This is a genomic window from Desulfoscipio gibsoniae DSM 7213 (assembly GCF_000233715.2).
GTDB classification, from domain to species: Bacteria; Bacillota; Desulfotomaculia; order Desulfotomaculales; family Desulfallaceae; genus Sporotomaculum; species Sporotomaculum gibsoniae.
Genome location: NC_021184.1, coordinates 2,736,014 through 2,749,891, shown reverse-complemented (window position 1 = coordinate 2,749,891; position 13,878 = coordinate 2,736,014). Strand labels below are relative to the sequence as shown.

Sequence of the window (13,878 nt, the reverse complement as noted above, 5' to 3'; positions counted from 1 at the left end):
GGTTAATTAGAACAAGACGTAAGTGTTTTTGTGATCATTTTGTTCATGCATTGGGTTATGGATATATGATAGAATTTAAAAGCTTATTATGTTATAATAATAATGAGATGAAAAAGGAGTGAGCCATGAATATTACATGATAAAATAATATTTCTATTTGCTATATTGCTTATTGTCGGTATTATTACAACCAGATTTTCTGCACGTTTGGGTGTTCCTTCACTTATTCTATATGTAGCCGTGGGCATGTTCCTAAATAATTTTATTTATTTTGATAATGCGTCCTTAGCCCAATTAGGTGCAATGATGGCATTAATTGTGATTTTGTTTGAGGGCGGTATGCAAACACGATGGGATCAGGTGCACCCGGTTCTTCTTCCCTCTATTTCTTTAGCCACCGTTGGTGTCTTATTGACTTCATTATCAATTGGAATTTTTGCTAAATTTGTCTTAGATGTAACCTGGTTGGAAGGGTTATTATTTGGCGCCATTGTGGGATCAACTGATGCCGCGGCGGTCTTTGCGGTTCTCGGGGATAAAAATATCAAGCCAAGGTTAAAGACAACCCTGGAAGCTGAGTCCGGTTCCAATGATCCTATGGCTGTGTTTTTAACCATTTCTTTTATTCAGTTAATCCAAATGCCCGATATGAGCGTTTTAGGGGTTCTTTTTAGTTTCTTTTGGCAAATGGGCTTTGGGGTAGCCATGGGGATCTTAATGGGTAAACTGGCTGTATGGAGTATTAATAAAATCAACTTTGACTCTTCTGGTTTATACCCTATTTTAGCATTAGGGTTTGCTATATTTACCTATGGTTCCACAGCACTGCTCCAAGGGAGCGGCATCCTTGCCGTGTACGTCGCGGGTCTGTGGGTAGGAAATGCGGATTTAACCTTTCGTCAACCAATTTTACGTTTTCATGAAGGATTTGCCTGGATGTCCCAAATTCTACTATTTATTCTACTAGGGCTGTTGGTTTTCCCCCGTGAACTTTTACACATCACTTGGCAGGGGATTATTATTTCAGCTTTACTAATCTTTGTAGCCAGGCCGGTTGCGGTGTATATTAGTACACTTAAAATGGGCTATTCCTTCAAAGATAAAATATTTATATCCTGGTCGGGGTTAAGAGGGGCCGTTCCCATTGTTCTAGCAACTTACCCTCTGGTTGCTGGTTTGGAAAACAGTAACTTAATCTTTAATGTGGTGTTTTTCGTTGTACTTACCTCGGCCCTTATCCAGGGCTCAACTATTCCCTATTTAGCCAACTTATTAGGGCTTTCAGTGGGTGAGAAGGTAACACCTACTCATAGCCTTGAACTTGTTTCCATGGGTAAAACCAATACAGAAATAATGGAAATTTTAATTAAAGAAGAATCCAGTGCCTTAGATCAGGAAGTGCAGAATCTGGAATTGCCAAAAGATGTTTTGATTGCTGCGATAATACGCGACGATAGGGTTGTTACACCATATGGAGGTACAAAAATACTTTTAGGTGATATTTTGTACGTCATGGTTCCTAAAGCTAAGCGTGAGAGTATAAAAAAAGTTTTTCTTCCTAAAAAAGATCGCCAAAAGAATCGCCGGATTCCTGTCACAAATTAGATAAAGCATGAGGATATATTGTCACTAGCCTGATTAATATTTGATTTACTGATGAACTGGCTGTTGTTTTTGTGCCCGGGGAATAGCTGTTATTAACCCGGCTGCTCCCAGCGCAGCCGCAAATACCATCACCCCGTTGTAACCCCATCCATGAGCTATGATACCGCCCAGGAAAGGCCCCACGGCGTTGCAAAGATTGAGAGTGGCCTGGAAAATACCGCTGGCGGTTCCTTTATCCTCTCCGGTTTTCAGAACTAGCAGTAAAGCACCGACATAAAGACAGGACCAGGTAACTCCCAGCATTACCTGGACAATCATTAGCAGCCAAAGCTGGTCCACTAAAGTATAGGCTATAAACACACCAATTGACAGCACTTGGCCAAAGGCAAAAATGGAATTGGGGTTAAATCGTTCCAAATGGCGCATAACGATAAACTGTACAGCAAAGTTAATTCCCCACAATATGCCCACCCAAAAGCGATCCAGCCCCAGGGAAATAAAATAAAGGGGCAGTATAATCCAGACTGCCGCAGCTCCCAGGTGACGCAAGAAAACAGCCAGGTAAATGGGCCAGCCGCGCTTGAAAACATTTTTAAAGCTGGGCATTTGCGTTTTTGGGGCACTTGCCTGTGTTGCAGTACCCCCGGTTTCTCCGGGAAATCGTAGAGAAATGAAAAAAGCAGCGGTGCAGCACAGGGAACTGACAGCGAAAAGATAGGCAATATTATTTAAATAAGCTGCCAGTAATGCACCTGCTATCCAACCAAGTGACCCATAGGAACTATAACGCCCCATATTGGCCCCGGACTCAAATGCGTAGGCGACTAGAGCGGCGGTGGCTACTCCCAGAGCCAGACCCACCCCGGCCCGTACCAGGGCAAGGGTGAATATTTGATTGGCCAGCAGCTGGGCTGCAAAAGTTATGGCACACAGCAGCAGCCCAATGCGGACGAAGCCCAGCCTGCCCGACCGGTCGGATTGGCGTCCAAAATAAAGAGAGGACAGCAGGTATGAGCCGCCATAGCAAGCTCCAATTAATCCTACTTGAAAATCCGAAGCACCCATTTGAGCACCCAGGAGGGGAATAAAGATAAGCGATCCCTGAATGGCAAAGTTCATAAAAAAATTTACTATGCTAACTAGTTGTACAGAATTTATCTGCATATCATTTTACCCCGCTTTTTTATCAACTCCATTATTATAGTGCACATGGGTGGTATTTAAAAGAAGGTTATTCTAATGCTTTTATGCAGCAGAGAATGGTTTAAACCTTTAACTTGAATCTCCCGCAGCTTTGGGCCTCAGGATTACCGTGTTTTAAACATTCCCCCAGTCCCTCAAGTCCTACATATTTAATAATATCCATAATCGGCAAAATAGCTGGAATGCGCTTTTCCAATTGACCATAGGCCTTAATGTGTACTATGCAGCCGTGGCGGGTTTCTTCTTTACCCTTAATGGCCACAAAAAATATACAATTCTTGCACCGGTGGATGGCCCGTTTACGCATTTCGGGCAGGTAAAGCCGGTGCTTTTCCCATAAAACGTTCTTGTTTTCCATAGTTATTCATCTGGCTTTTTAACAAAACATGCTATCGCTTAGCGTAATTTGTTATGAAACATGGGGATGGTTCAATTGTCACCGAAATGTGCGAAGATCCGTAGGATAAGACAATGGAAACGTCCCCATGTCATGCCCCATGTCATGCCCGTATCATGCGAAAACCAGATTTGTCACCTCCTTATTTCATAACCCAAACAAATGTTTGCTTATATTGTATTGTTGCTTCTATACCAAGTCAATAGGGTAAAAATGGTATATAATAATGTGCTCAAGATGGGGCATAATCTTTGTTTGCATTAATAAGACGGTTATTTCATAAAAAGGTAAAAGTAAAAAAATGGCGAAATATTAGTAAAAGGTTCAAATTAGCGGTGGCTGGATACCGCTAAAAAATGCATTTATACCGGAGAGTGGCCAGTGCAGTCTCCGGTTTCGGTTTTAAGGGAAATGCTCAAAATCAAGTTGCCTTGATATGGTTTTATTATTAAAATGAGGTGATGTGAAGGATGCGGTTTATACATACGGCTGACTGGCATTTGGGCCGTATTTTTCATGGTGTACATTTAACGGATGACCAGGCTTATATTCTGGAGCAGTTTGTCAGGCTGGTTGGTGACATTAAGCCCGATGCGGTAGTAATTGCCGGGGATGTTTATGATCGTTCCGTGCCGCCGCACGAAGCGGTTCAGTTATTGGATGAAGTACTCTACCGGATAATCATGGACTGCCGGGTGCCCGTTTTAATAATTGCCGGTAACCACGATAGTTCCCAGCGGTTGGGATTTGGCCATCGTTTGCTGGCCCGCCAGGGTCTTTACATAACCGGTCAGTTGAATACCGGCTTTGTGCCGGTGGTAATTGAAGATGCCCATGGGCCGGTGTATTTTTGTCCCGTGCCTTATATCGAGCCACCCGTCGTGCGGGAACTCCTGGGAATGCGAGATGTGCAGGAGCACGATGGTGCCATGGCTGCTGTGGTTGGCCGGTGGACATCCCGGGTGCCTCCGGGGGGGCGTAAAGTAGCGCTGGCTCATACCTTTGTAGCGGGTGGCGAGGAAAGTGAATCGGAACGGCCGCTTTCCATTGGCGGGGCGGACAGGGTGCCGGCCGCTCACTTTCAGGCTTTTAACTATACAGCCCTGGGGCATTTGCACAAATCCCAAGCGGCCGGGGGGGAGCACATCCGCTATGCCGGATCTCTAATGAAATATTCCTTCTCCGAGGCAGCCCACAACAAATCGGTCACCCTGGTTGAATTGGATGCTTTGGGGAACGTCACCTGGGAGGCCCTTTCCTTATCTCCCCGGCGGGATGTGCGCTGCATTGACGGTTATTTGAGTGATATTCTGGCGGAAACGCCCGGCGGGGACAGCAAAGAGGATTATATCATGGTGACTTTACGGGATTCGGGTGCTATACTGGATGCCATCGGCAAGCTGCGGGAAGTTTACCCCAATGTATTGCACATTGAGCGCCCTTATTTAACCTCTGGCGGTGCTTTGCGTGGACCGGGGGGCGACCACCGCCGCCTGAGCGAAATGGATTTGTTTACCTCCTTTTTCCAACAGGTTTCCGGTGAAGAATTGTCCCCGGAACAGCAAAAGGTGCTTGCCCGCACAGTAGAACAGATCTACCGGCAAGACTACCAGGCGGGACAAGGGGCCTGGAGTGGCGGCTTTATATCGAAGCGGGAAGAGGGGGTGCGGGTATGAGACCATTGCGGTTGGTCATGAGCGCATTTGGACCCTATGCCGCTGTCCAGGAACTTGATTTTACGGAACTGGGCGACCGCTCTTTCTTTTTAATCCACGGTCCCACCGGTGCGGGAAAAACCACTATCCTTGACGCCATGTGTTTTGCCCTGTACGGCGATACCAGTGGTGCCCGGCGGGAGGGCAAACAGATGCGCAGTGACCATGCAGACTGGAATACAGTTACCTATGTAACTTTCGACTTTGCCGTCGGGCCTGAGGTTTACCGAGTCCAACGCCACCCGGAGCAGGAACGCCCCAAAAAACATGGTGTTGGAACCACAACCATGCGGGCCGATGCCACCCTGTGGAAAATAACCGGTCGGGCTGCCAATGATGCCCGGGAGGGTACGATGCTGGCCGGCGGGTGGATAAAAGTCCGGGCAGCGGTGGAAAATCTATTGGGTTTCAAGAGCAGCCAGTTCAGACAGGTGGTGATGCTGCCCCAGGGTGAATTCCGCAAGTTACTGGTGGCGGATTCCAAAGAACGCCAGGTTATATTAGAGACTCTCTTCCACATTGAATTATATCGTCTGGTGGAAGAGCTCCTCAAAGAATCAGCCGGAGAGCTCAAAAAAAAGCTGGAAAACCTCCAGGAGCAGAAGAAATGGCTATTGCAACAGGCTGGTACAGAGGGCCCGGACGAGCTGAACCGGAGGCTGCAAAGCCATATGCTGGAACTGGAGGCTATGGCGGAAAAGGTGGCCTGCAGCCGTGCAGCGGTTAAGAAAGCGCAGGAACAGTTGGCCGCCGGGCAAAAAGCCCGGGATTTACTTGATGAACAAAACCATGCCCTGGCCGCGGTGGCGGAGCTGGAGCAGCGAATCCAAAGTGTGGAGGCCGCCCGGCAGGAACTGTCCGGTGCCCGCCAGGCTGCCGGTTTGGTGGATGCGGAAAATACGTTATGGACCCGCCGGAGTGAATCTGTCGCTGCGGAGAAAAACCTGGCTGCCCGGCATGCTGAATTGAAAGAGGCCCGGCTGGCCAGGGAAAAGGCTATACAGAACTGGACCCTGGAAAAGGACAGAGAACCGGAGCGGGAAGCGGCCGTACGGGAGGTCAACCGGCTGGCTGAGCTGGCCGGCAAGGTGGATTCCCTCACCCGGGCCCGCAGTGATGTTATGGTGGCATATAAACAGGCAAAAGTATTGGAAAGCACCTATACCGGGGCCAAGGCTTTTTTAACGGCCCAGCTATCTGCTATTGAAGAAAAAACTAAACTGCGCGATAATGCGGTTAAACAGGCCGGCCAGGCTTATGCGCTGGAAGCGACCTGCAAGGAAATGGAGCAGTTATATAATAAGAGGGAAAAACTGAAAGCATTGCGCCAACAACTGGGCACTATCCGCAAAAACCTTGCTTTGGCCGAACAAACCTGCCGACAGGCGGAAAATAATTATGTCAGGGCCAAGGAAGAACTTTCCGTATCTCAAAAAGCATGGCACAGTGGACAGGCCGCTATACTGGCGGGGGGATTAATCGCAGGCACTCCCTGTCCCGTGTGCGGCTCCCTTGAACACCCCTCACCAGCCAGGAGCACCAAACACGTACCAACTGAAGAAGAAGTCAAGGCACGGCAGCAGCAATTAAATAACCTGGAGGGTTATCGTGATCAAGTAAAAAATAAAGCCAACCTTTTAGTTACTGAACAAGCGGCTTTGGAAAGCAGGGTTCTGGATCTGGAAAACGAGCTGGGCAAGTGGGCTGTTGCTGAGCCGGCCGCACTTGAGACCGCCGCTGTGGAAGCTAAACAAATGTGGAACCGTGCATTGCAGGCTGAAGCAACGGCGGCAGCCCTGGCCAGGGAACTGGAGACGCTGAGGGCCGGGGAGAAAACCGCCCGGGGTAAACTGGAAACGCTGGAAAAGGAGCTGCGGGATGCCGGAGCGGCCCTCAAGTCCGCCCAAACGGTGGTGCGGGAGCGGGAATCCGACATACCCGGGGAGCTGCGCGATTTACATGCGCTAAATAAAGCCCGGCAAGCGGCGATAAGCAGGCGGGAAAGGCTGTCGGCCGGCCTGGAACAAGCCAGGAAAGCTGCGGAGGCGGCAAGTCAAGAATTAGTCAAGGCTGATACCGCGGTAACTGAGGCCCAAAATACCTGGCAAATGACCAAGACCCGGGCCGCGGAGGCAGCGAATCTTTTTAACGCACGACTAAAAACAGCCGGCTTTGCCAATGCCACGGAATATGCGCAGGCCAAGCGAACACCGGAGCAAATGCAAAGGCTGGAAAAATTAATTCAGGAATTTGATGCCAACCTGGGTGCCGCCCGGGAACGACGGGACCGGGCTTTTCAGCGGGCTGCGGGTTTAGCTGAGCCTGATTTGGAAAAAATGGCCGTTATTTTGAAAGCGGCTGAACAAAATCGAGATGATGCGCTGCAGCAGGAAACCCAATTGCGTTCACTGATTAAACAGGAACATAACTGGCTGAAAACAATTGCCGGTGTGTATAATGAAATTGATGGATTGGAAAAACAGTATTCGTTATGGGGACACCTTTCTGAAGTGGCCAATGGTAAAAATAAATATGGATTAACTTTTCAGCGCTTTGTGTTGGGAGCGCTGCTGGACGATGTTACTGTAGCCGCTACCCAGCGCCTCAAGCTGATGAGCCGCGGGCGCTATCACCTGCAGCGCACCCTGGAACGGGCTCGCAGTAATGCCGCGGGGGGGTTGGAGTTGGAAGTTTTTGATACTTATACCGGCGTGGCCAGGGGGGTGGCTACTCTGTCCGGCGGTGAAACCTTCCTGGCCTCACTGTCCCTGGCCCTGGGATTGGCCGATGTGGTGCAGTCCTATGCCGGTGGCCTGCACTTGGATACCATATTTGTGGATGAAGGATTCGGCACCCTGGATCCCGAATCTCTGGATTTGGCCATGCGGGCCTTGATGGACCTGCAAAAGGGCGGGCGCCTGGTGGGTATTATCTCCCACGTGCCCGAGCTTAAAGAAATTATTGACGCCCGGCTGGAAATACAGTCTACTAAAAAAGGCAGCTCGGCGTGCTTTAAACTGCCGTAAGATGCATTTCATGGCTGGGTTGTAATTAAAATGATCATAGGTGTTAGATGACAGCTTTTCATTGAAGCGTGGTTTATAATCAACAATTTGTAACAGATGGGGTAGCTCTTGGCCCCGGGGAGGCGAATAATTATATGGCACTAGTAACGCGGTTGGGCAGAATTGTTGGTGAACATAATGTTTTTAGTTCCCGGGAGGAAAGGGTTTGCTATGCCTATGATGGTACCTTTCATTTTCATATGCCTGATGTGGTGGTAAAACCGCAAAATGCGGAGCAGATAGCCCAAATTTTAAAGCTGGCCAACGACAGCAATACCCCCGTATTTCCCCGCGGGGCGGGCACGGGCTTGAGCGGAGGCTCACTGCCTGTCCACGGAGGTATTGCTATGGTGCTGACCGGTATGGACAGTATACTGGAAATCGATGCAGGTAACCAGGTGGCGGTGGTGGAACCGGGTGTGGTTACCGGGCGGCTGCATGCGGCGGTGGCCGAACAAGAACTGTTTTATCCGCCGGACCCCGCCAGTTTGGACGTTTGCACCATCGGGGGCAATATTGCCGAGTGCGCCGGTGGGCCCCGCGGGGTCAAATACGGGGTTACCCGGGATTATGTGCTGGGTTTGGAACTGGTTACGCCCACCGGGGATTTAATTAAAACCGGGGGGAAAACCATTAAAAACGTAACCGGCTATGATTTAACCAGGTTGATGGTTGGCTCGGAGGGTACTCTGGGTATCGTCACCAAAGCGCTGCTGCGGTTAATTCCACTGCCCGGGACTATTAAAACAGTACTGGCTGTATTTGATGACTTGCTGCAGGCCAGCGACGCCATATTGGCCGTATTCAAAAGCGGGGTAATTCCCGCTACTATGGAAATAATGGATGCAGAGGCCATTAAATGCGTGGTCGAGCATGCCGGTGCCCGGCTGCCCCGGGACGCCGATGCAGTGCTGTTGATCGAAGTGGATGGCTGCCCCGCCGCTGTCGAAGAGGAAGTGAATGCAGTGGCCGAGGCCTGCCTGCAGCACCGGGCCCGCAGCGTGGAAACGGCAAGCACGCCGGAGGAGCGGAACCGGCTGTGGCAGGCCAGGCGGGCCGTGTCCCCGGCCCTGGTCAAACTTAAGCCCACTAAAATTTCCGAGGATGCCACCGTGCCCAGGGCGCAAGTGCCGGCAATGATCAGACGGCTGCAGCAAATCAGGGAAAAGTATGACCTGAATTTGGTTATATTCGGGCATGCCGGGGACGGCAACCTGCATCCCAATATTATTGCCGATGAGCGCGACGCCGGGGAAATGGCCCGGGTGGAACAAGCTGTGGGGGAAATTTTCCAGGCGGCCCTGGAACTGGGCGGCACACTGAGCGGAGAGCATGGCATTGGTACCATGAAAACCCCCTATATGCAGGCGGAATTCGGCACCCAGGGCTTGGCTTACATGCGCAGGATCAAAAAAAGTCTGGATCCCAATAATATTTTAAACCCGGGAAAGATTTTCTCCGAGTAGGCGGCAGCCAACAGTATGCAAAGTGTCCAAACACCTTAATAACCACCTGCGGTATAACAATCAATTAAGTGTCTCAAAAGGTAGGCTTTGGTGCCAAGGCTTTGGTGCCAGGTGTTGAAAGTTGAAAATCTTTGATTTTCAACTTTCAACACCTGGCACCTATCTAAGCGATGCAAGACTTTGAATAACCTAACTAACCAGCAAGGCAGTTGATATCAAATGTGCTCAAAAAATCATAATAAGTCAGTTAACATAAAATTAGCCTGTACCACGGTTTTAGATGCTGAACTGGTAACCCGCTGCAGCCGGTGTGGCAAGTGTCGTTCTGTCTGTCCTGTTTTTGAAGAACTGCGTGCCGAGCCATATGTCGCCCGGGGCAAGGTGCAGCTATATAAGGCCCTGTTAAACGGCACTTTGGAGGCAACGGAAAAGTACCGGGAATTGATATCCTTTTGCCTGCTGTGCGGCCGGTGCACCGAAAACTGTCCCAATGGTGTAAACACCGGGGAAATAGTACTTCGGGCCAGAAACAAACTGGTCGACAGCCGGGGTCTGCCGTTTATTAAAAGAAATGTTTTTCAACATTTGTTGAAAAACAATGGCCGGCTGACCTGGGCCGCCGGTATGTTACACATCTATCAGCGTTGGGGGCTCCAGAGTTTGGTGAGAAAAACCGGCTTACTGCCCGGTCCGTTAAAAGACAGGGAGCAACTGCTGCCCGTAATGGCCGACAAGCCGCTACGCAGTCAGCTGCCCGCTGTGATCAATCCGCCGGGCCGGGTTAGAGTTAAAGCCGGCTATTTTACCGGGTGTTTAAGCCAGTACATTTATACTGAAACTGGAAAGAATGTAGCCAATATATTAACCCGGGCCGGAGCCCAGGTAGTTATTCCGGAACAATATTGCTGTGGTATGCCCGCGTTAACTGCGGGCGACAAAGTGAATGCGTTAGCCCTGGCCCGGATGAACGTAGCTGCTTTCAGTGCCGCCGGGGTGGATGTGGTCATCACGGACTGTGCCACCTGTGGCTCGGCCTTGTATAGTAAGTATCCCGAACTGTTGGGTGAGGACTTGCCCTTTAAAGTTATGGATATCTGCCAGTTCCTGGCTCAATGGGGTACCGGGGCAGAGCAGTTAAATAGCGCAAATGCCCGGGCTGCCACCCTCCAAAATGACATAGCCGGCACAGTGCAAAATACGCCTGTAGTGCCGGGCCATGCCTCGGTGTCTGTCACATATCACGACCCGTGCCACCTGGCCAGGTACATGCAGGTGCGGGAGGAGCCCAGGACACTGTTGCGCGGTATTCCGGGCATGGAATTTACGGAAATGAGCCAACCGGACCGGTGCTGCGGGGCATCGGGCTCTTTTCAGCTTGAGCACCAGGAGCTGGCGGCCCGCATCGGCGAACATAAAATAAAAAGTATTCTGGCTACCGGTGCCCGGGTAGTCGCTACGGGATGTCCATCCTGCCGCCTGCAGTTGGCGCGGCTGCTGCAGGCCAGTAACGCCGGCATCGCGGTGGTACACCCGGTGGACCTGCTAATATAAGTTGGACAAAATTATTCGGGCATTGCAACGGCAGCTTATTTATTTAACTTAAGAGGCATTTGTTGCCATAAAATTGGCTCTTGATTATAATTGATGGTAACTGGTTTTATGACGGAGGAACAATGCTAAAGCGCAAAAAATGGTTAATCAAGGCAGCCGAGCCGGTATTGAAATTTATGCTGGCCAAAAAGCTGGGTGTTTCCCCGCTGATGGCCCAGCTTTTAATTAACCGGGGAATATATACCGTCAAGGAAGCCCGGGAATTTCTGAATGTTTCAATTAAGAGATTATACCCGCCGGAGTTAATGCGCGATTTGCCCCGGGCAGTGGAAATTATTTCTGGTGCTCTGGACCGGGGGGATAAAATTTTGGTTTACGGTGATTATGATGTAGATGGAGTTACCGGAACCACTCTGCTGGTGCATGCTTTACGCCGCCTGGGTGGTGACGTTGATTATTACATACCGCACCGGCTTGACGAAGGATACGGGTTGCATACGCCGGTGCTGCAAATGGCCCGGGAATCCGGTGTGGATCTTGTGCTCACCGTAGATTGCGGCATCAGTGCGGCAGCTGAAATAGACGAGGCTAACAATAGTGGCGGGCCTGCTGTTATTATTACCGATCACCATGAGCCGCCTCCCCAACTGCCCCGGGCCGCCGCGGTGATCAATCCCAAGCGTAAAGACTGCCGTTATCCCTTTAGCGACCTGGCCGGGGTGGGAGTGGCCTTTAAACTGGTGCAGGCGCTGCTGGCCGGCAGGGGCAATCCTTTTGCCTGGGAGGAATACCTGGACCTGGTTTGTTTGGGCACTATTGCGGATATTGTGCCGCTGCGGGGTGAAAACCGAATACTGGTCAGGCACGGGCTGCCTCATTTGGGCAATTCCGCAAGGCCGGGCCTGAGGGCCCTCTACCAGGCATCCGGCATTAAAGAAAATACCATAACAGCCTGGGAAGTGGGATTTATTTTGGCACCCCGCATCAATGCTGCAGGACGCCTGGACGATGCAGGTTTGGCCGTGGAAATGTTACTGAGTGATGACTACAACGCCGCTTTGGAAATGGCTCTTTTATTAAACGAAGCCAATCAGGAACGTCAGAGCCTGGAGGCGAAAACCTTATCAGATGCGCTGGGTATGCTGGAGGCGGATCCTGAGCTGGCTGCCCGGGATGTGCTGGTGCTGGCGTCTGAAAGCTGGCATCCGGGCGTTATTGGCATAGTGGCCTCACGGCTGGTGGATCGCTTTTATAAGCCCGTGCTGTTGATTGCCTGTGACAATGAGCGGGGGGGCAAAGGCTCGGCCCGGAGCATCAGGGGCTTTCACTTGTATAACGCCCTGGAATATTGCACCGATTGCCTGGCCGGTTACGGGGGGCACGCCATGGCAGCAGGCTTTTCACTGCCGGTGGAACAAATAGACGCTCTCAGGGAAAAAATTAATGATTATGCCGCCGCCCATTTATGTGCTGCAGATACTGAGCCGGTTATGGAACTCGATGCCCTGGTTTCGCTGCAGGATATTACTTATCAACTGATTAACGAAGTAGAACAGCTGGCTCCTTACGGGCACGGCAATCCGGGGCCGGTATTCGCCCTACGGCAGGCCAGGTTGGTTAACTGCCGTGGGGTCGGTAAAAATAACGCCCATCTTAAAATGCTGCTCAGTGACCGTAGCGTCTCCATGGATGGTATCGGATTCAACCTGGGCCGTTTTGCCGAGGAAATGGCCGCCGCAAGGGAAATCAGTGTTGCTTTTACGCCTGCCGTTAATACCTGGCAGGGTCGCCAAACACTACAGGTCAAAGTGCAAGATGTACATTTGGAACCTTTTATGGAAACCGTTGGGCAGCGGGATGATCAATTACGGGGGGATAGCTTGTGCTATGCCGGCGACCTTTTGGGGGTTCCTGAATCCATTGCCGGTCTGCTGCGGCAATTTTTAAGCAGCCGGGGTTACCCGCTGCCACCTGAAATGCATACTTTATTGTCAGGTACTGCGGAACAGTGGCTGGAAGAATACATGGCCGGCGTGCCCAATGATGCGGCAGTACATATTTCCATGGCCGGTGACCAGGGTGCTTATGCACACCCATTGAATCAATATCCAATACCGCCGGGCGCCGTGAGGAAAAAAAGACTGGCCGGCCTGAGCCCATCTGATGGCTGTATACTGCTGGTAGACAACTGTGCTTATCACGCGCTGCAGCTGTATCAATATATCAAGGACCGCAACGCTCAATTTGCCGGTTCCTCAACCTATTTGCACGGTTTTATGACACGGGATTATATAAATAACCAGTTCACTCAAATAAATAATAAAATTATCAAATTGGCCGTAATTACACCGGCCTGTCTCGGGGAGGGGGCGGTAAAAGTCCCCTTGGACAGAGTTTTGCTGGTGCGCCCTCCGGTCACGGAGGCTGACTGGCAGCGGCTTAAAGCATTATACGGCGCACGGGCATCGGCCAGTGTGGAGTTTCTTTATGACGATGAGGACTGGGAGGAAAATCGCGGACACCTGGAAGAATTGGCACCTGAAAGGGATGTATTGGCCCATTATTATGCTCTGCTGCATTCTTTGGCCCCCGGTGGTTCAGGAACGTGTAATAAAGCCATGTTGCTGGAGCGGATGGCCGGGGCGGGCTACAATATGCATTCGTGCATATCATTAATTGTGGCTGTGGCGGTATTTGCCGATCTGAATTTATTGCAATTTTACTGGCAAGAGGATATGCTAGAGTATAAAATATTGCCTTTTAAAGGTAAAAAAATGGATTTGACTGCGTCAACTACCTTTAACTGGGCTCATAATATAAAATCAAACGTGCTTAACTGGATAAACCTTAACGTAAAAACAAATGGGGCGTAAGTT

The 13,878-nt window shown here is 50.4% G+C and carries 8 protein-coding genes; 6 read left to right on the top strand and 2 right to left on the bottom strand.

Annotated elements, in window-relative coordinates; all coding sequences use genetic code 11:
• Positions 1 to 129 precede the first annotated feature (129 nt).
• Positions 130 to 1,605 carry a potassium/proton antiporter gene (locus DESGI_RS12935; RefSeq protein WP_041284889.1) on the top strand — a complete coding sequence of 492 codons (1,476 nt, stop codon included), beginning with the start codon at positions 130 to 132 and terminating at the stop codon, positions 1,603 to 1,605.
• 45 nt (positions 1,606 to 1,650) lie between these two features.
• On the opposite strand, the gene DESGI_RS12930 is transcribed toward DESGI_RS12935, so the two are convergent.
• On the bottom strand, positions 1,651 to 2,769 hold the full coding sequence (locus DESGI_RS12930; RefSeq protein WP_006521840.1) for an MFS transporter: 1,119 nt from the start codon (positions 2,767 to 2,769) through the stop codon (positions 1,651 to 1,653).
• A 100-nt stretch (positions 2,770 to 2,869) separates the two neighbouring features.
• Positions 2,870 to 3,166: a hypothetical protein gene (locus DESGI_RS12925; RefSeq protein WP_006521839.1), complete on the bottom strand. Its 297-nt coding sequence runs from the start codon at positions 3,164 to 3,166 to the stop codon at positions 2,870 to 2,872.
• Positions 3,167 to 3,675: 509 nt separating this feature from the next.
• On the opposite strand from DESGI_RS12925, the gene DESGI_RS12920 reads away from it, so the two are divergent.
• From DESGI_RS12920 to recJ, 5 genes are all read left to right on the top strand, one after another.
• The gene (locus DESGI_RS12920) at positions 3,676 to 4,881 is read left to right on the top strand and encodes an exonuclease SbcCD subunit D (RefSeq protein WP_006521838.1); all 1,206 of its coding nucleotides are present in this window, start codon (positions 3,676 to 3,678) and stop codon (positions 4,879 to 4,881) included.
• The gene (locus DESGI_RS12915) at positions 4,878 to 7,946 is read left to right on the top strand and encodes an AAA family ATPase (protein ID WP_006521837.1); all 3,069 of its coding nucleotides are present in this window, start codon (positions 4,878 to 4,880) and stop codon (positions 7,944 to 7,946) included. The genes DESGI_RS12920 and DESGI_RS12915 overlap by 4 nt, the downstream gene beginning before the upstream one ends.
• A 134-nt stretch (positions 7,947 to 8,080) precedes the next feature.
• Entirely contained in the window at positions 8,081 to 9,451 is a 1,371-nt protein-coding gene (locus DESGI_RS12910; RefSeq protein ID WP_006521836.1) for an FAD-binding oxidoreductase, read from the top strand.
• A 219-nt stretch (positions 9,452 to 9,670) separates the two neighbouring features.
• Entirely contained in the window at positions 9,671 to 11,002 is a 1,332-nt protein-coding gene (locus DESGI_RS12905) for a (Fe-S)-binding protein (protein ID WP_006521835.1), read from the top strand.
• Between the two features lie 122 nt (positions 11,003 to 11,124).
• On the top strand, positions 11,125 to 13,875 hold the full coding sequence (gene recJ / locus DESGI_RS12900; protein WP_006521834.1) for a single-stranded-DNA-specific exonuclease RecJ: 2,751 nt from the start codon (positions 11,125 to 11,127) through the stop codon (positions 13,873 to 13,875).
• Positions 13,876 to 13,878 lie beyond the last annotated feature (3 nt).

Coding starts and splice junctions, on each gene's coding strand:
- DESGI_RS12925 (WP_006521839.1), bottom strand. CDS start 3,166: ATGGAAAACAAGAACGTTTTATGGGAAAAGCACCGGCTTTACCTGCCC.
- recJ (WP_006521834.1), top strand. CDS start 11,125: ATGCTAAAGCGCAAAAAATGGTTAATCAAGGCAGCCGAGCCGGTATTG.
- DESGI_RS12915 (WP_006521837.1), top strand. CDS start 4,878: ATGAGACCATTGCGGTTGGTCATGAGCGCATTTGGACCCTATGCCGCT.
- DESGI_RS12910 (WP_006521836.1), top strand. CDS start 8,081: ATGGCACTAGTAACGCGGTTGGGCAGAATTGTTGGTGAACATAATGTT.
- DESGI_RS12905 (WP_006521835.1), top strand. CDS start 9,671: ATGTGCTCAAAAAATCATAATAAGTCAGTTAACATAAAATTAGCCTGT.
- DESGI_RS12930 (WP_006521840.1), bottom strand. CDS start 2,769: ATGCAGATAAATTCTGTACAACTAGTTAGCATAGTAAATTTTTTTATG.
- DESGI_RS12920 (WP_006521838.1), top strand. CDS start 3,676: ATGCGGTTTATACATACGGCTGACTGGCATTTGGGCCGTATTTTTCAT.